The following is a 23,334-nucleotide window of genomic DNA, read 5'->3' on the forward strand; positions in this document are numbered from 1 at the left end:
CTCCCCGCTGTCATTCTCCTTTTGATTTCTTCACCAGATCTATCGCCTTGTTTGTTTTCGCGACAGATGGTTACCGTCTTCTAAATTTTCCGCTGCTCAGTGCCATGAAAAATGCTAGGCTAGGCTTCTTATTTTCAGCGTCTGGTTGCTGCCGCAGTTTCGTGGAAACCAACGCCTGATCTCTCCGGTGTTCTGCTCAGTTCAAGCTATTGGGTGTTATGGCAAACATAAAAGATAAACAAGTCGCTGCGGTAAAAATGCCGCCACATTCTATTGAAGCCGAACAATCTGTGCTCGGCGGTCTGATGCTGGATAATGATGCCTGGGACAAAGTGTCCGAAAAGGTTGTAGAGCAGGATTTTTACCTGCGTTCCCACAAGCATATCTTCAAAGCAATGACCGCCATCGCCGAGCTGAACCAGCCGATAGACCTGATCACTGTTTCGGAATGGCTGGAGCGCAATCAACAGCTCGACGATATCGGTGGTTTTGCCTATATCGGTGAAATCGCGAAAAACACGCCCAGTGCGGCTAATATCCTGGCTTACGCTGATATTGTGCGTGAACGAGCCGTCGTGCGCGACATGATTTCAGTGGCGCATGACATCGCCGACGCCGGTTATGACCCACAAGGCCGCAGCAGTGCAGAGTTGTTGGATTTTGCCGAAACCAAAGTGTTTAAAATTGCCGAACAACGCGCTGACGCCAATGAAGGTCCGGAGCCGATCAACAGTATACTGGCGAAAACCATCGATAAGATTGATGCGCTGTTCCGTAACCCCAGCGCGGGCGGGTTGACGGGAGTATCGACTGGCTATATGGACCTCGACAAAATGACCAACGGAATGCAGCCGTCGGATTTGATTATTGTTGCCGCGCGTCCTTCGATGGGTAAAACCACTTTTGCAATGAATCTCTGTGAACATGCAGCGATAAGCAGTGATAAACCGGTATTAATCTTCAGTTTAGAGATGCCATCTGAACAAATTATGATGCGGATGCTGGCCTCGCTGGGCCGCATTGACCAGACCAAAGTGCGGACTGGTCAGCTGGATGATGAAGACTGGGCACGCTTATCTTCCGCGATTGAACTGCTGAACAGCAAAGGCAAAATGTATATCGACGATGCATCAGGCCTGACGCCTACGGAAGTTCGTTCCCGTGCACGCCGGGTGGCACGGGAGCATGGTGGCCTGTCTATGATCATGGTGGACTACCTGCAATTGATGACTGTGCCAGGCTTGTCGGACAACCGTACGTTGGAGATTGCTGAAATCTCACGCTCTTTAAAAGCACTGGCGAAAGAATTAAAGGTACCTGTGGTTGCGCTGTCGCAGCTGAACCGCTCACTGGAACAACGGGCTGATAAACGCCCAGTCAACTCGGATCTCCGTGAATCCGGCTCCATCGAGCAGGATGCCGACCTCATCATGTTTATTTATCGTGACGAGGTTTATCACGACGACAGCCCGGATAAAGGCACCGCAGAAGTCATTATCGGTAAACAGCGGAACGGTCCAATTGGCCGGGTTCGTCTGACCTTCCACGGCCGTTACTCCCGGTTTGACAACTACGCCGGTACCGCCCGTTTTGAGGATGAGTACTGATGAGTCGCAGACCTCTTGCACAAATCAATACCAGCGCCTTATTACACAATGTCGAACGCATTCGCGATATGGCGCCGCACAGTAAGATCCTCGCAGTGCTCAAAGCCAACGCCTATGGCCATGGCTTGCTGGCGGTTGCCGCTCAGTTGAAAGATGTCCATGCCTTTGGGGTCGCGCGGATTGATGAAGCTTTAATGCTGCGCGCTGGTGGTATCGTTAAACCAATCGTATTGCTGGAAGGTTTTTTCCACGCTGACGAGTTATCGCAGATTGTTGCTTCGAACCTGCAGGTCGTGGTGCATCACCCAGCACAAGTTGAGGCACTGGTTAAAGCGGAGTTGGAATCGCCCATCCATGTCTGGTTAAAAGTAGATAGTGGTATGCACAGGTTAGGGGTTGAACCCGCTGATTTTAAAGAGATTTATCATAAGCTTTGCCAAAGCAAAAACGTATTGCAGCCAATGCGGCTGATGACGCATTTTTCCTGTGCTGATGAACCTGACAATCCTGCTACACAACGACAACTGGCGGTATTCCGGCAGACCATCGGCAATGCGGCTGGCGAGTTGAGTATTGCCAATTCAGCAGGGGTGGTGGGGTGGCCGCAAAGCCATGGCGATTGGGTAAGGCCTGGTCTGGCACTGTACGGGGTATCGCCTATGGAGAAAGGGCGATCGGGAGCACACGGCCTGCGGCCGGTTATGACATTCAGCAGTTCAGTAATTGCAGTCAGGCAGGTCAGGCAAGGTGATGCAGTTGGTTACGGAGCCAGCTGGGTAGCCCCTGAAGATACAAGACTGGCGGTAGTTGCTATTGGTTATGGCGATGGCTACCCACGGAATGCGCCGTGCGGCACGCCGGTCCTGATTAACGGCAAACGCTATCCGATAGTTGGGCGCGTTTCAATGGATATGACCACAGTCGATATTGGTGATGACGAAATCCCCCATGGTGCACAAGTGATACTTTGGGGAGAAGATTTACCTGTGGAAGAAATTGCCGAACAAGTGCAAACCATCCCGTACGAGTTGCTGTGCAATATTACCAGTCGTGTCCAATTCAGATACGTAGGTGATTGAGATTTAGGGCAAATAAAAAGGCCGGTATTAACACCGACCTTTCTAATTAGTTGCTGAGGGCTGTTTTAGCCGCCGCCCTGATTATCGAAACTGACTTCGATATGCACTTTGCCAAACTCGGAGTCAAATGGCATCAGAATTTTCGGACCATCGCATTTGTGGGTGATTGTATGGCCTTTCCCAGACACAACTACTGGTGTAGCCATACTGAATTCATAGCCTTTTTCACCCAGGATTCGTTTTGCCCCACCAGTGACCATATTGGTGATTTCACCCACCATATCGGTCACTTCTTCATTGATGGTTTTTGGCTTCTCACCCAACATCCGGTTCATGATTTCCAGTGCCAGTGATTCTTCAAAACTCACTGAGAACGACCCTTTTGTCTGGGGACCAATCATGCCGATTAAACCAGACACATCGCCACGTGCGACTTCATCTTTTTTGATTCGGGGCTGCCCGGGCACAATTGTTGTATTGGCCATGGTGCTCAGCACATTCACTAACGACGATAAGAATGGATTCACATACTCGACATTCATTGAAAAGACCCGCTGCTTTGGTTCGTCACCTGGCTTTTTACCCTGACGTTAAGGTTAGGCAGATTTTATAGAATAAACAAGACTAGCTCTTTGTTTTTGAGATAGTTTCGTAGCGAAATCCATTAAAAATCTGTCGAAATAAATCCGTTTGCTCTGCCGAGTCAGCTACCTTACACAAAAACCACTAGTTCTGACAGTTCTTACATAAGCCTCTGGCTTCGATGGTCTGTTGCTGAATCTTGAATCCTTTCGCGTCAGCTAAGCTACTGAATTCTTTAAAAAGTACATTTGAATGCAATTCTTCTACGTGCCCACACTGCTGACAGATCAATAATTGAGCAGGATGATGATGATCAAAATGGTGACACAGCATAAAAGCGTTGCTGGACTCAATTTTGTGGATAAAGCCTTGCTCCGTCAAAAATTCCAGCGCACGGTAAATGGTAGCAGGTTTTGCAGCAGGTTCTGTTTGCTTCAGTTGCTCCAGCAATTCGTAGGCACCGACACCGCTATGGGTGCCTGCCAACAAACGGAACACCTTTTCCCGGATCGACGTGAATCTGGCACCATTCTGATCACAAATGCGTTGTGCGCGCAGCACTAAGCTCTCAACTGACATGTCTGTCTGTACCTGCTTCATAATTTTTTACGAGTGTAACACAGATTAAAATCGGATAAATCGGCGTGCCCATCACAAAACTCAGTGATTCAGGTTAAAATGCCGACCCTTGCTGGAGGTCATCTTGAATCATAAATTTTCTGTCGCACCAATGCTCGATTGGACTGATAAACATTGCCGTTATTTCCATCGTAAATTAAGCCACCATGCTGTGCTCTATACTGAAATGGTTACAACCGGCGCTATTTTATTTGGTCAGGGCGACTATCTGTCGTTTAACGAAGAAGAACATCCGGTTGTGGTGCAACTCGGTGGTTCAGATCCGGAGGCGATGGCGAAGTCTGCGCTGTTGTGTCAGCAACATGGTTATGATGCGATTAATATCAATGTTGGTTGCCCGTCCGATCGGGTACAAAATGGCATGTTTGGCGCGTGTCTGATGGCCCAGCCAGCGCAAGTCGCGGCATGTGTCAGTGCAATGCGCGCTGTGGTGGATATCCCGGTTACAGTGAAAACCCGCATTGGTATTGATGATTCCGACGATATGCAGTTTTTGACTGATTTTGTTGGCATTGTCAGCGAAGCCGGCTGCTCGCAGTTTATTATTCATGCGCGTAAAGCCTGGTTACAGGGCCTGAGCCCAAAAGAGAACCGCGAAGTGCCGCCACTGAATTATCCACGGGTGTATCAGCTGAAACAGCAGTTTCCAGATCTGGATATCTCGATTAATGGCGGCGTAAAGACTGTTGAAGAATGCCTGACCCATTTGCAATACCTGGACGGGGTCATGGTTGGGCGGGAGGCTTACACCAATCCGTTGTTATTGGCACAGATTGACAATGCCCTCTATGGTGATCCGCGGCCGGTACTGACTCCACATCAATTGGTACGTGAAATGCTGCCTTATATCGAACTCCAAATGCAGCAAGGTGCGCGTTTTTGGCATATTGCGCGGCATATGCTGGGGATCTTTCAGGGCGTGCCGGGAGCCCGGCTGTGGCGGCGCCATTTAAGTGAAACGGGTCATTTGCCGACAAGTGGGCCTGAGGTGATGCTTGCGGCATTAGCGAAAGTTCCAGAGTGATACTAAAAAGTGGTTAAATTAACCACTTTTTGTTTTTTTATATGTCTTTCGTCGTTTCGGTCTAAATGGCTTTTATAAAAAAACATATAAAAAACAATGTGATAAAATAGTTTTCTGAGTTGGCACAAGGATTGTAATTCATTGTTTGTAGTCAGTGAAATTAACCAACGAGGAAACTATCATGAAATCAATTACATCAATCGTTTTTGCCGCCACCATCCTGTTTAGCCATAGCATTGCACATGCAGATCCGGTCGGTGAACTGACAGCAATCGCCACAGCACAAATTGCTGAGCAAGCTGCTGAGATGAAACACAATATTGCTGAACAATTAAAACAATCTCTGGCAGAAAGCCTGGCAGAAGCTGTGACTGATGAATCAGAAACAGTGCAAGTGGATGTTGTTGCAGGCCTCGACAGTAACACTGTCGCTGTCGTGGAGTAAAGTTGTGATTCTGGCGCTGTCTCCGCAGCTGCTTGGGATGTTTTTGCTCCCTGTGTTCAGCATATTCATTACGGCAAAACTTTGGTTATGGTTATTGCCGCCCTCAGATATCCCTCCCGCAACCCGGTCTTAGCAGTACCGGGTTTTTTTTACCTTGTTGTTGACCGTTAGTCAAAATAATCACTTTTTAGCATTCACAGCCTATTTTTAGCTTTTTTCCTTTCATTGTTATCTGCAGTAGCTAGAGCTCAACTTATCTATATGATTTTTATGGTAAAAATAGTTGGCACATCATTTGATTGTCTTTCTGTGAATCTTAACAATCAGGAGACTGCGATGAGAACTCGCCATGAAAATCGCTGGTATTGTAATAAAGCCGATCGCAAGATTGCAGGGGTGTGCAGTGGGTTGGCCCGAGCTTATGGTCATAATGCAACGTTGATCCGCTGTATCGCCGTGCTGGCATTTTTGACTCTGCCAGGCGTGATGTTTGTGGCATACCTTGCTGCAGCATTAATATTGCCAAGCCGTTATGTTGTCTGACAAATTGCCGGCTCCTGTGTAAGATGTTGCGATGACATTCGCAGGAGCCTTTGATGCGTCAACTCATTATGATTATTTTAAGTAGTTTTACCCTGAACGTTCTGGCTGCACAGATTGAGATCAGCAATGCAACAGTACGCCAGCCACTGCCGGGTAAAACATTAAGCGCCGGATATTTTTCAATCAGAAATACCGGCACTGATGCCATTGCGTTGCTGGCTGTGACCAGCCCACTGCATGATTCGGTTGAACTTCATGCGCACCAGATGATGGACGGGATGATGCAAATGGTTGAAGTCGATAAAATTGCGGTAGCGCCTGGCCAAAGTGTGCACTTGCAGCCCGGTGGTTTGCATTTGATGCTATTTGGCCCGACCCAGCCGATTCAGCTTGGTCAGCAAGTCCCGCTACAATTACGTTGGTCGGATGGAACTATGCAATCGGTCAGTGCAAACGTGACTCGGATCCCCAAACAGTAGGAACCAGATATGCACAAGCTGATGATTGCCCTGGCATTGTTTCTCACAACAGTGCTGATTGGTTGGGGGATGACGCTTTATTACAGCGACGAGCCAGCCACGTTCGATGTCGTCGCTGTAGCACAAACCGCGGCCGCGGGTGAAAAACCTGTGGTGGGCTTTACCACAACAAATACCTTAATCCACATTACTGAGACCTTGCTGTACAAGCCTGGCGGTTATATCAGCAATGATATTTTGCCGCCGTTTATCCTGATGGATGATATTCCTGCCTGGGAGCTTGGCGCTTTGGAAATGATCCGTGACATGGCGCTGGCGATGCGGGCGGACCTGAGCAGGTCGCAGTCGCAATCAGTCGAAAACAGTCTGTTGAAACAGATCCAGCCGAAATTTAATATTGAACATCGCAGCTGGGCGATCCCGTCGCCAGAAGAGGAATATACCGCCGCAATCAAATTGTTGCGGCAGTATCGTCAGGGGTTAATGGCGCCTGGCAATCAGGAGCATCAGTTCTTTGCCAGAGCAGACAACTTAAGAGATTGGCTGAAACAAGTTGAAAAGCGCTTAGGCAGTTATAGTCAACGCCTGAGCGCCAGTGTTGGCCAGGACCGTCTCAATACTGATTTGGCCGGCGATATTGCCGCGCGGCAATCGACGTTGACGCCGGATGAGATGATGATCAAAACATCCTGGATGCGGATCGACAATGAGTTTTATGAAGCCCGGGGTGCCAGTTGGGCGCTGTTGCATCTGCTAAAAGCGATTGAAGTAGATTTCGCCGACGTATTGCAACGTAAGAATGCGACCGTCAGTCTGCAGCAGATTATTCGCGAGCTGGAATCCACGCAACAAACCATCTGGACACCGATGGTGTTAAATGGCAGTGGTTTCGGCATGTTGGCTAACCACAGCCTGGTCATGGCAAACTATATTTCCAGAGCCAATGCGGCGCTGATTGATTTGACTGAATTATTAGCACAAGGATAAATAATGCGGGTTCTCAATGGAATGATTGTGGGGTTTATGGTTACAGCGGGCAGCGCTCAGGCTGATATGCTCGGCGCCAGAATCGGTGTGGATTATTGGCAGGTGCAACCAAAGCTATCTGCCGGCGATCGAGGTAAAGCTGGTCGGCTCGTATTGGATGATGCGACTGAACTGGCCTGGAATGGCCGATTTGAACATCCACTGCCGTTGCTGCCCAATATCGCAGTACGCTACCAGCATTCCGATGTAAGTGCGAATGCGGCGCTCACAAATTCGTTAGTGCTTGCACAAAAAACGTTTGCTGCCGGTACTATAGCCTCGCAGCATAACTCTATGAAACATATTGATTTAACAGGATACTACGAGGTTTTAGATAACCCTGTACTCAGTCTGGATTTGGGGCTTACTGCACGTTTATTACAGTCTGATGTCGGGTTGACTACTTCGTCAACAGCGGCATCCCGTGAACTGTCAGTCGTTTTACCGATGGTGTTTGTCGATGCAGAGATCGGGCTGTGGGGCACTGATACCCATTGGTTTTTTACTGGTAATTACAGTCGGTATCAAAGCGACCAAAATTATGACTGGCGCAGTGGCATCGCCTGGCGTTTTATCGATATTGCGATGTTTCAGGCGCATCTGCGGGCAGGCTGGCAACACTCCCAGACCAATATCAGCAATCGCGATCAATTAGATTTTACCGCGGCCAATGACGGAGGTTTTATCGGGATTGATGTCGATTTTTGATTTTGTTAAAAAAATGTACGTAAAATACACAAAACTAACGTCGCAGACGGTTGCTGCGAGAAAACCAACACCGCTATACTGACGTTTTTCCTGCGCCCACCTCCCGCCGCGGTTTTGTGGGTGCCTGGTGATTCGGAACCGCATTATGCTCAAGCCTAAATTGCTTTTTGCTATGGTCACAGCGTTGCTGACGGCTGCTCTGTCGGCCTGTTGGCTGCAGTACCAGCTGCAGGCAGAAAATCAGCTATTACAGTTGAGCCGCGTTGCAGAACATCTCAGTAATCACCTGAACGCCGAACCGGTTTATGCTGCTGAGCTGATGACTTTTGCGAGGACCAATTCCCCTGTTGAACTGCTGAGTCTGGAGTTGCTTGATGCCCATGGTAAGCAGCTGGTTTTAGTTGGAGAGAGCGTTAACAGTTCACTGCCGGTAGTCGGGGATACACAGCAACAAAGCCCAACGCTCTGGCATCAGTCACTGAGCGATGGCAGACAATTAGTGATCCGCGCGATGGACGTTCCTGTGTCATATGTCTGGATCTATTTTTTACTTGCTGCTGCTGTTGCATTTTGGTCAGGTAGCCAGGTACTGCTGCGCCGGCATAAGCAGTTTTTTAATCAAATCTGGCAGAGTGTTCCCGAGTCCTTCCGGAGCCAGAGTTTGGCTGAGACGGAAATCAATCAACTGAGCCTCGCGGTCCAACAACTGGCGATGCAACATGACGTGTCAGCTCATCAGGCCACACTGAATCTGCAGATTATGCAGAGTCAGCAAAAACTGCATGTGGAACAACAAACTGAGATTCGACAACAATTGACGCAGTCAGAGCGAAAAGTCTTACAACTAAGTCGCGCTTTGCAGTGTTGGCAGAGTCTGGCCAGTCAGGCACCTCAGTTGCACCAAGCAGAACTTGCGCATTGGATGGCGATGTTAAACCGCAAACTGCAGCAAATTGCAGAGCCGAATCTGACATTGCAGGGCATCCCACAATGGTTTGCACAGGCCGTCCGAGCCATCCAGCCGATGTGGCCTGCAGCGATTTTGTTGTTACCCGATGAAGATCCGGAAGCAAGTCGTTATCAGGCCGAGATGGATGGTCAGATCATGCAACAACTGCTGCATTCATTGCTGTTAGCGGTTAAACCGCTGATTGATGGCAAAGAGCTGTTGATTAGCTACCGGCTGGATTCTGGGGCGCGCGATAAACTGCAATTAAAAATCCAATATTCCGGTAAGAGTCTGAGTGCCCGAAATCGTCAGGTGTTGGTGCAGGGCGGATTGGCTGATCCACATTGGGAAGATATTCCATTTGAGATCTGTCGCGAGTTGTTGCAACAGCTATCCGCTGAGCTACAAATTCAGGAGCTCGCTGATCTGGGAACTCGTCTGGATCTCAGTATTCGGGTTAGTGGGCAAAAGCCGTTGTTAAGCCGGAGGTTCCAGAGTCTGGTCATCTATGACCCAAGGCCTTGTCGGTTGGCACTGTGGCGCCACAGTCTGCTTGGGGTCAGTGAACAGGTTGTTGCAACCAACAGTTTAACGGAGCTGAAAGCTGCATTGCAAAGTCGGCTGATTGACACTGTCGTGGTGCATTGGAATCATGAAGTGATGACTGATAATGAATTGGCAGAGCTGCAGCAAATCAGTAGCCGTTACCAGCTGATCCTGTTTGCACCGGAAAGTTTGCAGCAGCGTTTTGGCGCTCAGCTGGCCGGGAATCAATTTAAATCGCCGTTACTGCTTGCAGATCTGCAGGACCTGCCGCAGCCTGGTAGTCAATTTTCCAGTCAGCAACTACTAATTGTTGATGACAATCCAACCAATCTGAGTTTTGTCCGCGCGATGTTATCCGGGCAGGGCATCAGTATCGATTTTGCCACCACTGGCCATGAAGCGTTAAAACTAGCCAGTCATAGCCGTTACCAGTTGATCCTGATGGATATTCAATTGCCGGACCTCAGCGGCATTGAAGTGACAAAACGGATCCGGCAGTTACGCCATCACCAGCAGACTGTAATACTGGCGTTTACCGGTCATGCGTTGCCGGAGGAGGCTGTCAGTTTCCGTCTCGCCGGAATGGATGACGTGATGACTAAACCATTGGATGCCCGCAAAATAGCCCATATTATGTCCCGGATCAGGCCGTTGGCTGAAACTCAATAACACTGCTGAACAACGTCTGCAATGCCTGCAGGAACAGTGGTTGTACCGGACTGTTTAACAGACTCATCAGTTCAGCACCATTGTTGGTGAATTTATAATACTGCAACACGATGCCATTTGCTTTAAGCCGCCCTTGCAGAGGCGTTTGTGGAAAAATCCATTGCAGTGTTTGCCCTTTGTTCATCACGCCACTTTCAATTTCTGCCGGATGTAACAGACCCAGATCGGTCAGGCTGAGGATTTGTGGGTAGGTTAAACCGAATTGACTTAAATTCAACACACCACGATGCCGGCCGCGGATCCATTGCCAAAACGAGCCTTGCTGTAGATAACTGAAATAAATGTGCGACGGCTCCTGGGCGGAAATGCGGCAACTCAGACTGCTAGCCAGTTGCAACGCCTGCGCGTCTTTGTGATGCATTTGCCGCAATATATTCAGTGTTTTGTAAGAGAAACTGCCGGGCATACTGATTTCGGCGGCGAGGATCCGGGCCCAGAGTTTTTGCATTGATAAGGCAGAAATGTTCTGTACCAGTTCACAAAAATGATAGAACCAATCTGGGTCTAACTCCTGGCTAACCGCTTGGTCAGTACAATATTCCTGCGCCAGCACCATCACTTTTTCCAGATTGTACTGCTGGCGCTCTACAGTCATTTGGCGACGTCGTTCGGCGCGGGTACTTAAGGTATCTTCAGGGACATCGAGATCTGCGCCGATACCTGCACGTGAGGAAAGTTGTTGATGTACGGCACTGGCCTGACGGACTTGTTGAATTGAGATGGTATTGTCGTGGGGATCCTGGCGGGGGCGGGATGCCAGTTCCTGACCGAGCTGGCGTTTTGCCAGTTGTCGTAAGCGTTGTTGACCAGACATGGGTTGAATTTTGCTCATCAGAGACGATTCCTGCTGCGACTGCTGAAATGATTGTATCGGCCCGCAACGACCCGTCGCCAGAGATCCGGCTAAAAACATTTGATTTTATTCGGTGAACGGCTTTTTAACAGCTGCCGCAACCAAGGGCTGACGCAAAATTGATTGCAATTTTTACTTAAGAGTATAGTGTAATAAGGCACAAAATCAGTCGTTGATGTTGACTCACAGGTAGTATGAACGGATACGTTCAGGCACAACAACATGGAAGACCACGCAGTGTTGCCCGGTGAGACTCTAAGGATAAGGTCGTTGAATGGTGTCAAAAGTAACAGATGATGATTTTCTGTTTCTCGCAGAAGACGATAGCGTGTATACACCCGCGCCGCAGGTGACGGGCGAATGGCACTTACTGATCGTTGACGATGATGAAGAGATCCACACTGTCACCAGACTGGCGTTAAGTGATTTATTAGTACAAGGTCGCAAGCTGGTATTTCACCATGCCTACTCTGGCCGTGCCGCTATCGAATTTCTGAAGAAAAACCCACATATCGCCGTGATTTTACTCGACGTAGTGATGGAATCTGACGACGCGGGTTTGCTCGTTGTGCAGCAGATCCGCGAACAGCTGGGTATGGACGAAGTCCGCATTGTATTGCGGACCGGGCAGCCGGGTTATGCGCCGGAAGAGAGTGTCATCAAAGAATATGACATCAACGATTATAAAACCAAGACAGAACTGACCCGCAGCAAGCTGGTTACCTCGATTATTTCCTCCATTCGTTCTTACCAGCAAATTCGAACTATTAATCAAAACCGGCTGGGACTGCAGAAAATCATCAATGCCGGCGCCAATTTGTTGGAACAGCATTCGCTACACGAGTTTTCTGAAGGCGTCGTGACGCAAATTTCGTCGCTGATTGGTCTGCATGCTGAAGGTGTGTTATGCGCACAAATTGAAGACGACGGCTCCGCCAGTGAAAACGTCTATGTACTGGGCGCGGCTGGGCATTATGCACCTTATATCAAGTGCAAACTTGAACGGCTTGGTAACGAACGGATTATTCAGCAAATCCTGCATTGTCTGGCGGAAAAACGGCATATTTTTACTGCTTTTGATACCGTTTTGTATCTGGGCAACGCCGAACACTGTGCGGCGGTCTACATCGAAACCAACCGACCAATTGAAGATTTTGATCGCCAGTTGATTGAGGTGTTTTTAAGCAATATTTCAATTGGTTATGAAAACGTCACGTTGTTTCAACAGTTAAAACATGCGGCTTATATAGATCCGCTGACAAAAACGCCGAACCGAAACGAATACACGCAGTTATTGCAGGAAACCCGTCGTCTGGCGCCGGAGAATACAGTTGCAGTGCTGATTGATATTGACCATTTTTCGGACGTCAATGATGGCTTAGGTCAGGAAGTTGGCAACGAATTGCTGGTGTCTGTGACCCGGCGTCTGGTTGTGACTTTTGGTGAAGTTGCACAAATTGCCAGGATTGGTGCTGACGTGTTTGGTTTGATTGGACCAGAAGCGGATTTGACGCCGCAGCGGCTCAATGCGGTGTTTGCCGAACCATTTCTGGCGTCGGAGCATAGCCTGCAAATCAATGCGACCTTCGGTTTTTGCCGCCTGACTGATAGCGTGCGGCAGGGTCTCGGTATCCTGAAACAGGTCTATATCGCCTTGAACCGGGCGAAAAAAAGCCTGTCGCAAAATTATGAGTATTACCATACTGAACTTGAAGATCAGATGGCTGAACGCCTGGCTCTGTTGCGCCGGCTGCGGCAGGACTTCAGTCAGGATAAATTGGCGTTATGGTATCAGCCGCAAATTTCGCTCAGTGACAACAAAGTCATTGGCATGGAAGCGCTGCTGCGCTGGCCGGATGGGCAGGGCGGCTATATTTCCCCTGCCGTGTTTATTCCGCTGGCCGAGTATTCTGGATTGATTGTTGAGATCGGCGATTGGGTGATCCGGCAGGCTTGCCAACAAATCCGTTATCTGGCTGAACAAGGTCTGGAACCTTTACGCATTGCAGTGAACGTATCAATGCCACAATTCAGAAGTCCGCATTTTGTTAAATCGGTCATTGAAGCCGTTCAGGCATCGCAAATTGATCCGCAATTGCTTGAGCTTGAAATTACTGAATCTGTGGTGATGGACGAACCGAAGATTGTGATCGAAGCACTGAATCAGTTGAAAACCTATGGCATAAAAGTAGCTATTGATGATTTTGGCATTGGTTTTTCCAGCCTGAGTTATTTGCAACAATTACCGTTGGATCGGATCAAAGTAGATCGAGCATTTGTGCGCGATTGTGCTAAGCCAAATGGCTCTGTGATTGCGGAGACTATTGTGAGCCTCGGTAAGCGTTTAGGGCTGTCGACTATCGCTGAGGGTATCGAAACGCCGGAGCAGGCTGCTGCGGTAAAAGCGATGGGCTGTGATGAAGTACAGGGCTTTATGTATGCGAAGCCGATGCCAACGCCTGATTTGTTGGCGTTTATCCGCAACTGGCAGCCTTAGTTGCTATCTGTCAGCAATAAAAAATGCCGCATTCAGCGGCATTTTTTATTGCTGCAGCGGCATCCGTCGCTGCATTTTCCCGCATCACACGCGGAACAACCGGGCAATATTTTCCAGATTCTGTGCCAGGTTCGCCAATTCGCGGCTGGCTTTTGCGATATGACCCGCGCTTTGAGACGTATGCTCAGTGTGTTTCACGATATCCACCACGTGGCCTACGATAGTGCCAGCCATCACTTGCTGCTCTTCAGTAGCAGAGGCAATGTGCTGATTCATCTCGCGAATACGCCGGATGCTGGTCGTAATAGCCTGCAGTGAATCACCGGCCTGGTTAGCTGATGTCACACTCTGATCAGCTTGTACCGTACTTTGTTGCATTTTCTGCACTGCTGAACGTGCGGCAGATTGCAGTTGTTCAATGGTTTTCTGAATTTCTTCGGTCGATTTTTGTGTTCTAGAAGCCAGAGTACGCACTTCATCAGCCACAACCGCAAAACCACGGCCTTGCTCACCTGCACGGGCCGCTTCAATTGCTGCGTTCAGTGCCAGTAAGTTGGTTTGTTCTGCGATGCCTTTAATCACATCCAGTACAGCACCAACCTGATTCGCATCAGTTTCAAGTTTCAGAATCACTTCTGATGCTTCCTGTACGTTGCTCGCCAACTGACGGATATTGTTGACTGTGACGCCAACGGTTTGCTGACCGCGATCTGCCGCTGTATTGGAGTCATTGGCTGCGCTGGAGGCTTCATTGGCGCTGCTGGCCTCGGCAATCACACTATTACTCATATCATCGACAGCGATTTTGGCCTGATCTGCCGCCTTACGTTGCACGGCGATAGTTCTGTTGGTGTCGTCTGTCAGTTGATGTAAATCTTTTGCCAGCGAAGACAAAGGCAACGCAGTATTAACAATTTCTTTGACCACGCCTTGCAGCTTTTCCATAAAGGAATTAAACCAGAACGCCAGGTCACCCAACTCATCTTTCGATTTGGTTTCGATGCGTACGGTCAAATCACCGTCTTCTTTAGCGAGGTCGCGCAATGAACGGATAATGTGCCCGAGGCTGCTGTCGATGCCACGCACCACCGGTAATGCGGTGCCAAATAACGCCAGCACCGTGATCACCATCATGATCACACCGACGGTAATCATCTGCGATGCCTGACCATTAGCATCATCAATCGAATGTTTGAACTCGTTCAGCTGCACATCGCGAAATGATGTCAGTTTTTTCACGGTGTTTTCGTAATCCGCATTCATTTTTTGCGAACGTTCACCAATGGATGCCATGTCAGCTGTGTTGCTGACCATCTCTTGTGACACTTTAAAGGCGACGCTGTAATAAGCATCAAATGACTGCAGGATCTGACTGACTTCGCGGCTCACTCCGGATTCAAGCTGACCGACAGTCGTTAGTTGTTTTTTCATTTGTTCGGCGAGTTTATTGGCGCCATTCAATGCTTCTTCGTCACCGGTGGTGACGGCACTGGCGAGAGACTCTTTCAGACGTTCTAAAGAGACCAGAGCACTTTCAGAGGCTTGCAACACAGGGAATTGAATATCCCGGGTGTTTTCTAACGTTTTTACGTTACTCAGTGCAGTTTTAGTCGAGAGCCCCAAAAACACCACAAACATCAGGGTGCCTATGAGAGGAATTAAATAGATTTTTTTCGCAATCGAAAGGCGTTGCAAAAATTCCATAGATGAATACCCCGTTGGATCAGCGCAAAGGCCGGTTTTATTTTGAATGTCTTTGATTTGAAATCAATTGCCAGTATAGACAGCAAATTCCGATGCCGCTGCAATCTGAACGCATTAGAACAGAATTTCTGAATGTAAAGAAAGGGATAGTGCAGAAAATTCGTGATTTGGCGGTATAAATGAAACAGGCCCGTCATGCGGGCCTGTATTAGCAAAACAAATCAGCTTATTTGTTTTGTGCGCGTTCGAATGAGGTTTGGATCTCTGCTTTGGCTTCAGCTTTGTCGCCCCAGCCAATCACCTTGACCCATTTGCCAGGTTCCAGTTCTTTATAACGTTCGAAGAAGTGCTGGATTTGGTTTTTCAGCAGTTCAGGCACGTCGTTGATGTCCTGAATATGGTCGTAAATTTTGGTCAGTTTGCTGATTGGTACTGCCAGAACTTTGGCATCTTCACCGGCTTCATCAGCCATTTTCAGCACTGCAACCGGACGGCATTTGATCACAGCGCCTGGTACCAGTGGATATGGCGTTGGCACCAGCACGTCGACCGGGTCACCATCCAGTGACAATGTGTGGTTCACAAAACCGTAGTTGCACGGATAGAACATTGGTGTTGACATAAAACGGTCAACCCAGACAGTACCGCTGTCTTTGTCGACTTCATATTTGATCGGGTCGGCATTGGCCGGAATTTCGATGATGACGTTGATTTCATCTGGCAGATTCTTGCCTGCCGGAACCAGACTTAAGCTCATGATGCTTCCTTATGCATTAAAAAATATGCCGCCTATTATACCGGCGGCGTCAAAAATGGCTATGTTTGTGCGCCCTGACTTTGGTCGGACGCTGCTTTTACTCAGGCCTGATGATACTTCAGGCAACTGTCGACTTCATGTTTTGAGCCCAGGATCACCGCAACACGCTGGTGAATGTCCACAGGCTGGATGTCCATGATGCGTTGGTAGCCGGTAGAACTGGCGCCGCCTGCTTGCTCGACCAGAAAACTCATCGGATTGGCTTCATACATCAGGCGCAACTTGTCCGGTTTGTTAGGATCTTTGTTGTCGGTCGGATACATAAAGATACCGCCGCGGCACAGGATACGGTGCACATCGCCGACCATAGCCGCTATCCAGCGCATATTAAAGTTTTTGCCACGCGGCCCGGCTTTGCCCAGCAGCAAATCGCCGACATAGGCCTGCATGCCAGGTTGCCAGTAGCGTTGGTTTGACATATTGATGGCAAATTCAGCGGTGACTGACGGAATTGCCACTTCTTCCTGGGTTAACAGGAATCCGCCATAGGTTTTATCCAGTGTGTAGAGGCGGGTGCCCTGGCCTGTGGTCAGCGCCAGCATCGTTGACGGGCCATACAACACATAACCGGCAGCCAATTGCGCGGTGCCAGGCTGTAAAAATTGCGCCGGGTCTGCTGCGTCGAGGTCGGCTTGTGCCGGTAGAATTGAAAAAATGGTGCCAATCAGGCTATTGATATCAGTATTTGACGAGCCATCCAGCGGGTCAAAAGTAACCAGATAACGGCCTTGCGGATTGCCGGCAACCGTGTTGTCTTCCTCTTCGCTGGAGATGGCTTTAACCACACCAGTTTCCAGGATCATGTCTTTAAGTAATTCGTTGGCGAGTACATCGAGTTTTTTCTGCGTTTCGCCCTGGATATTTTCATCCAGCGTGGAGCCTAATACGCCAGCCAGCGCACCTTGGCCAACTCGGAAGGAGATCTCTTTGCAGGCCGCCAGAATGGTTTTAATCAGGGCAATCAGGTCGGTATCGACCCCATCTTGTCGCAATACGGGAGCCAGACGGCGCATCGGTGTTTCCTTTTGTTTGATGTAAGGTTGAGGACTATGCCGGTCTTCATTGAAATTCTACGAGGGCTCTGCTGGCCGACCTGACATTTGATCCGGCCAGAGTTTAAAGAATCTGTGCAAAAATTGCATTTTTATCACCGATTTTATTTCGAAAAAGCCGGTTGTTCTTTTGTTACAATGCGGCAAAACACCGGCAGAATGCTTTGTACCATTGGTGCTTAGCATAGAATCGGTTCATCAATAGCAGGATTATTGAATGCATCTTCATATTTTGGGTATTTGCGGGACTTTTATGGGCGGCATTGCTGCCATCGCCAAGAGTTTAGGCCATCGGGTCACAGGTTCTGACGCCAATGTGTATCCGCCGATGAGCACACAGCTCGAAGAACTTGGGATCAGCCTGACGCAGGGCTATGATCCGGCACAACTGGAACCCGCACCGGATTTGGTGATCATCGGCAACGCGATGTCGCGCGGTAACCCTTGTGTCGAGTATGTGCTCAATCGCAACATTCCTTATACCTCCGGACCGCAGTGGCTGGCGGAAACCGTGCTCAGAGACCGCTGGGTCTTAGCGGTGTCAGGTACCCACGGTAAAACCACGACGACGACGATGCTGGCGTGGATTTTAGAATTTGCCGGCATGAAGCCTGGCTTTCTGATTGGCGGCATCCCGCAAAACTTCGATGTGTCGGCCCGCTTAGGTGATGCGCCGTTTTTTGTTATCGAAGCCGACGAGTACGACACGGCGTTTTTTGATAAACGCAGTAAGTTTGTGCATTACCGGCCCCGCACGTTAATTCTGAATAATCTTGAATTTGATCACGCCGATATTTTCCCGGACCTTGCGGCCATTCAGCGCCAATTTCATCATTTATTGCGGATGGTGCCAGGTAACGGCTTAGTGCTGTCGCAAGCCAATGTACCGGCTGTGCAGCAAGTGCTGGAAATGGGCTGTTGGAGCGAGCAGCAACAAAGCGGTACCGACTGGCAGGTGCGTCTGCTACAGGCCGATGGCTCAGCCTTTGAAGTCAGTTTCCGTGGCGAAGTCAAAGGCACCGTCAACTGGACTTTATGTGGCCAGCATAGTGTCGACAATGGCCTGATGGCGCTGGCGGCGGCGCAACATGCCGGCGTGCCAGTAGCCATCGCGATTGAAGCACTGAATCAGTTTATTGCACCGAAACGCCGGCTCGAGCTCAAAGGCGTCGTCAATGATATCAGCGTCTATGATGATTTTGCCCATCACCCAACCGCAATTGAAACCACGCTGGCCGGACTACGGGCCCGGGTGGGCCAAAAACGCATCCTGGCCGTACTGGAACCGCGCTCAAATACGATGCGCATGGGCGTGCACAAAGAAGCGTTACCGGCGTCACTGCAAAATGCCGATCAGGTGTTCTTGTTTGAACCAGCCAATAGCGGTTGGTCGCTTGGTGCGCTTGCCGGCCAAATCAGCAAAGAATGTGGCATTCCGGCACTGGTTGAACAGGATATAGCAGCATTGGTGCAGCGGATTGTGGCAACGGCGCAGCCGGGTGATTCGATTCTGGTGATGAGTAACGGCGGTTTCGGCGGCATTCACGACAAGTTATTACAGGCGCTGGCTGCTGGTTGAGCCATCCATTTTTGCCGATGTCCGCAGAGGTCTGAATCCAGACTGCTGCAGACACCCGCATGCAGCAAAAAGGCAGTTTTATGCAAGTAAGTGATGATCTGAACGTTCAACACAATGTTTCCCCTAAGCGTGAAGTCACGCTGGCTTTTACCGGCGCGTCCGGTGCTTTGTATGGCTGGCGCTTGCTGCAAGTGCTGCTGAGCCTGGAAGTAAAGGTACATTTGCTGATCTCCAGTGCGGCAAAAGTAGTCTTTGCGACAGAACACGATTTGAAACTGAATGGCAATCCACAGGCCTGTCAGGCCCAACTGGTTGAAATCTTTGGCTGTGCCCCCCATCTACTGGCTGTCTATGGCAAAGATGACTGGTTTTCGCCGGTCGCGTCCGGCTCTGCCGCGCCGAAAACCATGGTGATATGCCCGTGTTCAACCGGGACTGTCGCGGCCATCGCGCATGGCATGAGTGACAACCTGATTGAACGGGCAGCCGATGTGGTATTGAAGGAAAAAGGCCAGTTGATTCTGGTGCCGCGTGAAGCGCCATTAAGTGCATTGCATCTGGAAAACCTGCTGGCGTTAGCGCGTTTAGGCGCCACTATCATGCCGGCTGCACCTGGTTTTTATCACCAGCCTAAGACCATTGAAGATCTGATAGATTTTATTGTGGCCAGATTGCTGGACCATTTGGGACTGCCACAGCAGCTGATGCCGCGTTGGGGCTATCAGCCACATTCGACCAAGGATTGACCCGTAACAAGGTTGGTCCAATCACGATATAAAATCGCCTGGCAATAATAGAGGAGAACGCTGTGACGCTGGCTTTATCGATCCGCGCTTTACACAAGTCCTACAAAAGTGGCACCAAAGCCTTAAATGGCATTGACCTCGACGTGCAACAAGGCGATTTTTTTGCGCTGCTGGGGCCCAATGGCGCTGGCAAAAGTACCACCATCGGTATCATCAGTGCCTTGGTAAACAAGACATCTGGCTCGGTTAAAGTCTTTGATTATGATACAGATACTCATCTTGAAGATGCGAAAAGTCAGCTAGGTTTAGTGCCACAGGAGTTTAACTTTAACCAGTTTGAGACTGTGCTGCAGATTGTGGTGAATCAGGCGGGTTATTACGGTGTGCCGAAAAGTGTCGCCTTAGTGCGGGCCGAAAAATACCTCGGACAACTTGGCTTGTGGGAAAAGCGCCACGCGCGTTCGCGCGAATTATCCGGTGGCATGAAACGCCGGCTGATGATCGCCCGCGCGTTGATGCACGAACCGAAGCTGCTAATCCTGGATGAACCAACGGCGGGCGTCGACATCGAACTGCGCCGTTCGATGTGGGAATTCCTCAAAGAAATTAACGCCCAGGGCGTCACCATCATTTTGACCACGCATTATCTGGAAGAGGCGGAAATGCTGTGTCGCAATATTGCCATCATCGATAAAGGCCGCATCATTGAAAACACTTCGATGAAAACCTTGCTGGGTAAACTGAATAAAGAAACATTTGTGCTGGATTTAAAGGCGGGCATCACAGACCTGACATTGCCAGGCTTTGTTACCCGCAAACTCGACGAGCATAGCTTTGAAGTGGATGTGGAAAAAAATCAGGGGCTCAATGCCGTATTCGCTGCACTGGCGGCGCAGGACATCACAGTGTTGTCGATGCGAAATAAAGCCAACCGGCTGGAAGAGTTGTTTGTCAGCCTGATTGGTGAGGGGAAACACTGATGTTTAAACCAAGATATCTGATTGCACTGCAATGTATTCTGAATAAAGAAACCAACAGATTCCTGCGGATTTGGGTGCAGACGCTGGTGCCGCCGGCCATTACGATGACGTTGTATTTTGTCATCTTCGGCAATTTAATCGGCAGCCAGATTGGCCAGATCCATGGCTTCAGTTACATGGAATTTATTGTGCCTGGCCTGATTATGATGTCGGTGATCACCAACTCTTATGCCAACGTGGCGTCGAGTTTTTTCAGTGCCAAGTTCCAGCGGAATGTCGAGGAGCTGCTGGTCGCGCCGGTACCCAACTACATCATTGTGCTTGGCTTTGTCGGTGGCGGTGTGGCGCGTGGTGTGCTGGTCGGCTTGATTGTCACCATCCTCAGTTTGTTTTTTGTCGATATCCGCATCCATCATCTGTGGGTCATTGTCAGCACGGTGCTGTTAACTTCAGCGGTGTTTTCGCTGGGTGGGCTGATTAATGCTATCTATGCCAAGACGTTTGACGACATCAGCATAGTACCGACCTTTGTGTTGACGCCTTTGACCTACCTGGGTGGTGTGTTTTATTCGCTGAGCCTGTTGCCTGAGTTCTGGCAGGGCGTGTCGACGCTCAATCCGATTGTGTACATGGTGAACGCCTTTCGTTATGGCTTTTTGGGGCATTCTGATGTCAGTCTGACTTTGGCGTACTCAGTGCTGATTAGCCTGATTATGTTGTTGTTTGCTGTGGCGATGCGTTTGATCCAGCGAGGTACCGGGCTGCGTAGCTAGCGCTAAGCCTGTGCAGTGCGGTCAGCGTCTGCTGATTGCACTGCACTATCCATACTTCGCAATCCCATACTGCACGGACCAGTCAGGATATTTTTTAAAGACATTTGGAATGTGTTTTAGTACATTGCTTCTTTTGGGCCAGATCAGAGCCCATGCGCATCACTGCGCCAACAGACCGCAGAGTCTGAGCTTACCACGGCGAGGATAAATGACAGATAACAAACGACTGGCGACAGCGTCCGAAGAGGCCCTGTGGCGGATCTTTACCGTCCCTGAAGCACCGGATTCGACGCTGAGCATCATCGAACAGAACATTTCGCAGAATCTGGCTGGTTTCCTGCGCGAAAGCATTGTGGCGGTGGAAAAACCGCTGTGGCAAATCGAGCGTGATTTCCAGGCTTATCAGATCCCGGCAGAACCTAGTTTTGTGTCGGATTACGCCGAAAATATTATGGAAAAGCTGGTCGCGCATTCCGTCCACACGGCAGCGCCCAGTTTCATTGGCCACATGACGTCAGCCTTGCCGTATTTCGTGTTACCGCTGTCAAAAATGATGGTGGGTCTGAACCAGAATCTGGTCAAAATCGAGACGTCTAAAGCCTTTACTCCACTGGAACGCCAGGTGCTCGGCATGATGCACCACCTGGTGTATGGCGAAACTGAAGGCTTCTATAAAAAATGGCAGCATAGCGCCAATCATTCATTGGGCGCGTTTTGCTCCGGTGGCACTGTTGCGAACATGACTGCGCTGTGGATCGCGCGTAACCGCCTGCTAAAACCAGACGGAGATTTTAAAGGCGTAGCCAAAGAAGGCTTGTTCCGTGCCATGCGGCATTATGGGTATGACGATCTGGCGATCCTGGTGTCTGAACGGGGCCATTATTCCCTGAAAAAAGCAGCGGACATCCTCGGCATCGGCCGCGACATGCTGATTCCGATCCCAACCGACGCCGACAACAAAGTTGACGTCGTTAAGATGCGCGAAAAAGCCTTGGAGCTGCAGGCGCGGCATATCCGCGTGATGGCGATTGTGGGCGTGGCCGGCACCACTGAAACTGGCAATGTCGACCCGCTGGCCGATCTTGCAGCCCTGGCCACTGAACTGCAATGTCATTTTCATGTCGATGCGGCCTGGGGCGGCGCCACTTTATTATCTGAGAGTTACCGCTATCTGCTCAAAGGTATTGAGCTGGCGGACTCTGTCACTATCGATGCGCATAAACAAATGTATGTGCCGATGGGCGCCGGCATGGTGGTGTTTAAACATCCATCCAGTGCCCACGCCATTGAACATCATGCCGAATATATTCTGCGTAAAGGCTCCAAAGATTTGGGCAGTCAGACTTTAGAAGGTTCGCGCCCTGGCATGGCGATGCTGGTGCATGCCTGTTTGCAGGTGATTGGCCGCAAAGGCTATGAAATTCTGATTAACCGTAGTCTGGAAAAGGCGCGTTATTTTGCTGGTCTGATTGATTTACACGCAGATTTTGAGTTAGTGACCGCGCCTGAGCTGTGTTTGCTGACTTATCGCTATGTGCCGGCATCAGTGCAGCAAGCGATGCAGAAAGCCAAAGCGGCCGGCGACCTTGAGCGCTTAAAGAAATTTAATGATTTGCTGAGCGGCCTGACCAAGTTTATCCAGAAGCGGCAGCGTGAAGAGGGCAAATCCTTTGTGTCGCGCACGCGATTGACACCGGCACGTTATCACCGGCAGGATACGGTGGTATTTCGTATAGTGCTGGCCAATCCGTTAACTACCGATCAAATCCTGCATGATGTGCTGGATGAGCAAGTGGAGCTGGCGAAAATGGATAAAGAGTTCCTGCCGAAGTTGTTGCAGCTGGCGCGCGATTATTAACATCTGGTTGCAACTTTGCTGTTGAGCAAGGTCGCAAAAGGACATAAAAATGGCGGCTTGGTCGCCATTTTTGATCGCATTCAGGTGCCAGTTCCTGATCCGGGACTGTCATTTAATTC

The 23,334-nt window shown here is 49.6% G+C and carries 21 protein-coding genes; 15 read left to right on the plus strand and 6 right to left on the minus strand.

All coding sequences use genetic code 11. From position 1 onward, the window contains the following. Window positions 1–218: 218 nt before the first annotated feature. Together dnaB and alr are read left to right on the plus strand one after the other, a co-directional pair. Window positions 219–1,607, plus strand: coding sequence for a replicative DNA helicase (gene dnaB, locus ATY27_RS09930; RefSeq protein WP_208933359.1), 1,389 nt, complete (start codon window positions 219–221; stop codon window positions 1,605–1,607). Further along, window positions 1,607–2,686: an alanine racemase gene (alr, locus tag ATY27_RS09935; protein WP_208933360.1), complete on the plus strand. Its 1,080-nt coding sequence runs from the start codon at window positions 1,607–1,609 to the stop codon at window positions 2,684–2,686. Before dnaB ends, alr begins: the two co-directional genes overlap by 1 nt. A 65-nt stretch (window positions 2,687–2,751) precedes the next feature. Here the strand turns inward: alr and ATY27_RS09940 are convergent, their stop codons facing one another. Both ATY27_RS09940 and ATY27_RS09945 read right to left on the minus strand, forming a co-directional pair. Next, complete coding sequence (locus tag ATY27_RS09940) at window positions 2,752–3,228, minus strand: chemotaxis protein CheX (protein ID WP_031568563.1); 477 nt, start codon at window positions 3,226–3,228, stop codon at window positions 2,752–2,754. Window positions 3,229–3,412: 184 nt separating this feature from the next. Then, window positions 3,413–3,847 (minus strand): transcriptional repressor, encoded by a 435-nt coding sequence (locus tag ATY27_RS09945; RefSeq protein WP_208933361.1) that lies wholly within the window; start codon window positions 3,845–3,847, stop codon window positions 3,413–3,415. A gap of 124 nt (window positions 3,848–3,971) precedes the next feature. Here ATY27_RS09945 and dusA point away from each other — a divergent pair, with 124 nt between their 5' ends. From dusA to ATY27_RS09980, 7 genes are all read left to right on the plus strand, one after another. Beyond that, entirely contained in the window at window positions 3,972–4,931 is a 960-nt protein-coding gene (dusA, locus tag ATY27_RS09950; protein ID WP_279614572.1) for a tRNA dihydrouridine(20/20a) synthase DusA, read from the plus strand. Window positions 4,932–5,112: 181 nt separating this feature from the next. Beyond that, window positions 5,113–5,376 (plus strand): hypothetical protein, encoded by a 264-nt coding sequence (locus ATY27_RS09955; RefSeq protein ID WP_208930524.1) that lies wholly within the window; start codon window positions 5,113–5,115, stop codon window positions 5,374–5,376. A 336-nt stretch (window positions 5,377–5,712) separates the two neighbouring features. Continuing rightward, window positions 5,713–5,919 carry a PspC domain-containing protein gene (locus ATY27_RS09960; RefSeq protein WP_208930525.1) on the plus strand — a complete coding sequence of 69 codons (207 nt, stop codon included), beginning with the start codon at window positions 5,713–5,715 and terminating at the stop codon, window positions 5,917–5,919. A 53-nt stretch (window positions 5,920–5,972) separates the two neighbouring features. Next, window positions 5,973–6,398, plus strand: a complete 426-nt coding sequence (locus ATY27_RS09965) for a copper chaperone PCu(A)C (RefSeq protein WP_208930526.1) — start codon at window positions 5,973–5,975, stop codon at window positions 6,396–6,398. Window positions 6,399–6,407: 9 nt separating this feature from the next. Next, window positions 6,408–7,385: a DUF2333 family protein gene (locus ATY27_RS09970; protein ID WP_208930527.1), complete on the plus strand. Its 978-nt coding sequence runs from the start codon at window positions 6,408–6,410 to the stop codon at window positions 7,383–7,385. Window positions 7,386–7,388: 3 nt separating this feature from the next. Beyond that, on the plus strand, window positions 7,389–8,132 hold the full coding sequence (locus ATY27_RS09975; RefSeq protein WP_208930528.1) for a TIGR04219 family outer membrane beta-barrel protein: 744 nt from the start codon (window positions 7,389–7,391) through the stop codon (window positions 8,130–8,132). Between the two features lie 145 nt (window positions 8,133–8,277). Continuing rightward, the gene (locus tag ATY27_RS09980; protein ID WP_208930529.1) at window positions 8,278–10,296 is read left to right on the plus strand and encodes a response regulator; all 2,019 of its coding nucleotides are present in this window, start codon (window positions 8,278–8,280) and stop codon (window positions 10,294–10,296) included. Here the strand turns inward: ATY27_RS09980 and ATY27_RS09985 are convergent. Next, window positions 10,271–11,188 (minus strand): TIGR03899 family protein, encoded by a 918-nt coding sequence (locus ATY27_RS09985; RefSeq protein ID WP_208930530.1) that lies wholly within the window; start codon window positions 11,186–11,188, stop codon window positions 10,271–10,273. The two genes, ATY27_RS09980 and ATY27_RS09985, sit on opposite strands and share 26 nt — an antisense overlap. Window positions 11,189–11,483: 295 nt before the next feature. Here ATY27_RS09985 and ATY27_RS09990 point away from each other — a divergent pair, with 295 nt between their 5' ends. Next, window positions 11,484–13,706, plus strand: coding sequence for an EAL domain-containing protein (locus tag ATY27_RS09990; protein WP_208930531.1), 2,223 nt, complete (start codon window positions 11,484–11,486; stop codon window positions 13,704–13,706). An 84-nt stretch (window positions 13,707–13,790) separates the two neighbouring features. Here ATY27_RS09990 and ATY27_RS09995 read toward each other — a convergent pair whose 3' ends face one another. The 3 genes from ATY27_RS09995 to ATY27_RS10005 all read right to left on the minus strand — a co-directional run bounded on the left by ATY27_RS09995 (window position 13,791) and on the right by ATY27_RS10005 (window position 17,261). Beyond that, window positions 13,791–15,344: a methyl-accepting chemotaxis protein gene (locus ATY27_RS09995; protein ID WP_244151257.1), complete on the minus strand. Its 1,554-nt coding sequence runs from the start codon at window positions 15,342–15,344 to the stop codon at window positions 13,791–13,793. A gap of 292 nt (window positions 15,345–15,636) precedes the next feature. Then, on the minus strand, window positions 15,637–16,167 hold the full coding sequence (gene ppa / locus ATY27_RS10000) for an inorganic diphosphatase (RefSeq protein WP_208930533.1): 531 nt from the start codon (window positions 16,165–16,167) through the stop codon (window positions 15,637–15,639). 101 nt (window positions 16,168–16,268) lie between these two features. After that, complete coding sequence (locus ATY27_RS10005) at window positions 16,269–17,261, minus strand: class 1 fructose-bisphosphatase (protein ID WP_279614578.1); 993 nt, start codon at window positions 17,259–17,261, stop codon at window positions 16,269–16,271. A gap of 235 nt (window positions 17,262–17,496) precedes the next feature. Here ATY27_RS10005 and mpl point away from each other — a divergent pair, with 235 nt between their 5' ends. The 5 genes from mpl (at window position 17,497) to panP (ending at window position 23,215) form a co-directional block, all read left to right on the plus strand. Beyond that, a complete protein-coding gene (mpl, locus tag ATY27_RS10010; RefSeq protein WP_208930535.1) occupies window positions 17,497–18,858 on the plus strand; it encodes a UDP-N-acetylmuramate:L-alanyl-gamma-D-glutamyl-meso-diaminopimelate ligase in 1,362 nt (453 codons plus the stop codon). Window positions 18,859–18,938: 80 nt separating this feature from the next. Beyond that, entirely contained in the window at window positions 18,939–19,604 is a 666-nt protein-coding gene (locus tag ATY27_RS10015; protein ID WP_208930536.1) for a flavin prenyltransferase UbiX, read from the plus strand. A 62-nt stretch (window positions 19,605–19,666) separates the two neighbouring features. Beyond that, window positions 19,667–20,584, plus strand: a complete 918-nt coding sequence (locus ATY27_RS10020; protein WP_208930537.1) for an ABC transporter ATP-binding protein — start codon at window positions 19,667–19,669, stop codon at window positions 20,582–20,584. Further along, window positions 20,584–21,357 (plus strand): ABC transporter permease, encoded by a 774-nt coding sequence (locus ATY27_RS10025; protein ID WP_208930538.1) that lies wholly within the window; start codon window positions 20,584–20,586, stop codon window positions 21,355–21,357. The genes ATY27_RS10020 and ATY27_RS10025 overlap by 1 nt, the downstream gene beginning before the upstream one ends. Before the next feature lie 208 nt (window positions 21,358–21,565). Next, entirely contained in the window at window positions 21,566–23,215 is a 1,650-nt protein-coding gene (gene panP / locus ATY27_RS10030; protein ID WP_208930539.1) for a pyridoxal-dependent aspartate 1-decarboxylase PanP, read from the plus strand. Window positions 23,216–23,334 lie beyond the last annotated feature (119 nt).

The sequence above is a fragment of the Rheinheimera sp. F8 genome (assembly GCF_001518915.1).

Bases quoted from the DNA above. Each gene is read 5' to 3' on its own strand.
- dnaB (WP_208933359.1), top strand. From the start codon at position 219: ATGGCAAACATAAAAGATAAACAAGTCGCTGCGGTAAAAATGCCGCCA.
- alr (WP_208933360.1), top strand. From the start codon at position 1,607: ATGAGTCGCAGACCTCTTGCACAAATCAATACCAGCGCCTTATTACAC.
- ATY27_RS09940 (WP_031568563.1), bottom strand. From the start codon at position 3,228: ATGAATGTCGAGTATGTGAATCCATTCTTATCGTCGTTAGTGAATGTG.
- ATY27_RS09945 (WP_208933361.1), bottom strand. From the start codon at position 3,847: ATGTCAGTTGAGAGCTTAGTGCTGCGCGCACAACGCATTTGTGATCAG.
- ATY27_RS09955 (WP_208930524.1), top strand. From the start codon at position 5,113: ATGAAATCAATTACATCAATCGTTTTTGCCGCCACCATCCTGTTTAGC.
- ATY27_RS09960 (WP_208930525.1), top strand. From the start codon at position 5,713: ATGAGAACTCGCCATGAAAATCGCTGGTATTGTAATAAAGCCGATCGC.
- ATY27_RS09965 (WP_208930526.1), top strand. From the start codon at position 5,973: ATGCGTCAACTCATTATGATTATTTTAAGTAGTTTTACCCTGAACGTT.
- ATY27_RS09970 (WP_208930527.1), top strand. From the start codon at position 6,408: ATGCACAAGCTGATGATTGCCCTGGCATTGTTTCTCACAACAGTGCTG.
- ATY27_RS09975 (WP_208930528.1), top strand. From the start codon at position 7,389: ATGCGGGTTCTCAATGGAATGATTGTGGGGTTTATGGTTACAGCGGGC.
- ATY27_RS09980 (WP_208930529.1), top strand. From the start codon at position 8,278: ATGCTCAAGCCTAAATTGCTTTTTGCTATGGTCACAGCGTTGCTGACG.
- ATY27_RS09985 (WP_208930530.1), bottom strand. From the start codon at position 11,188: ATGAGCAAAATTCAACCCATGTCTGGTCAACAACGCTTACGACAACTG.
- ATY27_RS09990 (WP_208930531.1), top strand. From the start codon at position 11,484: ATGGTGTCAAAAGTAACAGATGATGATTTTCTGTTTCTCGCAGAAGAC.
- ATY27_RS09995 (WP_244151257.1), bottom strand. From the start codon at position 15,344: ATGTTTGTGGTGTTTTTGGGGCTCTCGACTAAAACTGCACTGAGTAAC.
- ppa (WP_208930533.1), bottom strand. From the start codon at position 16,167: ATGAGCTTAAGTCTGGTTCCGGCAGGCAAGAATCTGCCAGATGAAATC.
- mpl (WP_208930535.1), top strand. From the start codon at position 17,497: ATGCATCTTCATATTTTGGGTATTTGCGGGACTTTTATGGGCGGCATT.
- ATY27_RS10015 (WP_208930536.1), top strand. From the start codon at position 18,939: ATGCAAGTAAGTGATGATCTGAACGTTCAACACAATGTTTCCCCTAAG.
- ATY27_RS10025 (WP_208930538.1), top strand. From the start codon at position 20,584: ATGTTTAAACCAAGATATCTGATTGCACTGCAATGTATTCTGAATAAA.
- panP (WP_208930539.1), top strand. From the start codon at position 21,566: ATGACAGATAACAAACGACTGGCGACAGCGTCCGAAGAGGCCCTGTGG.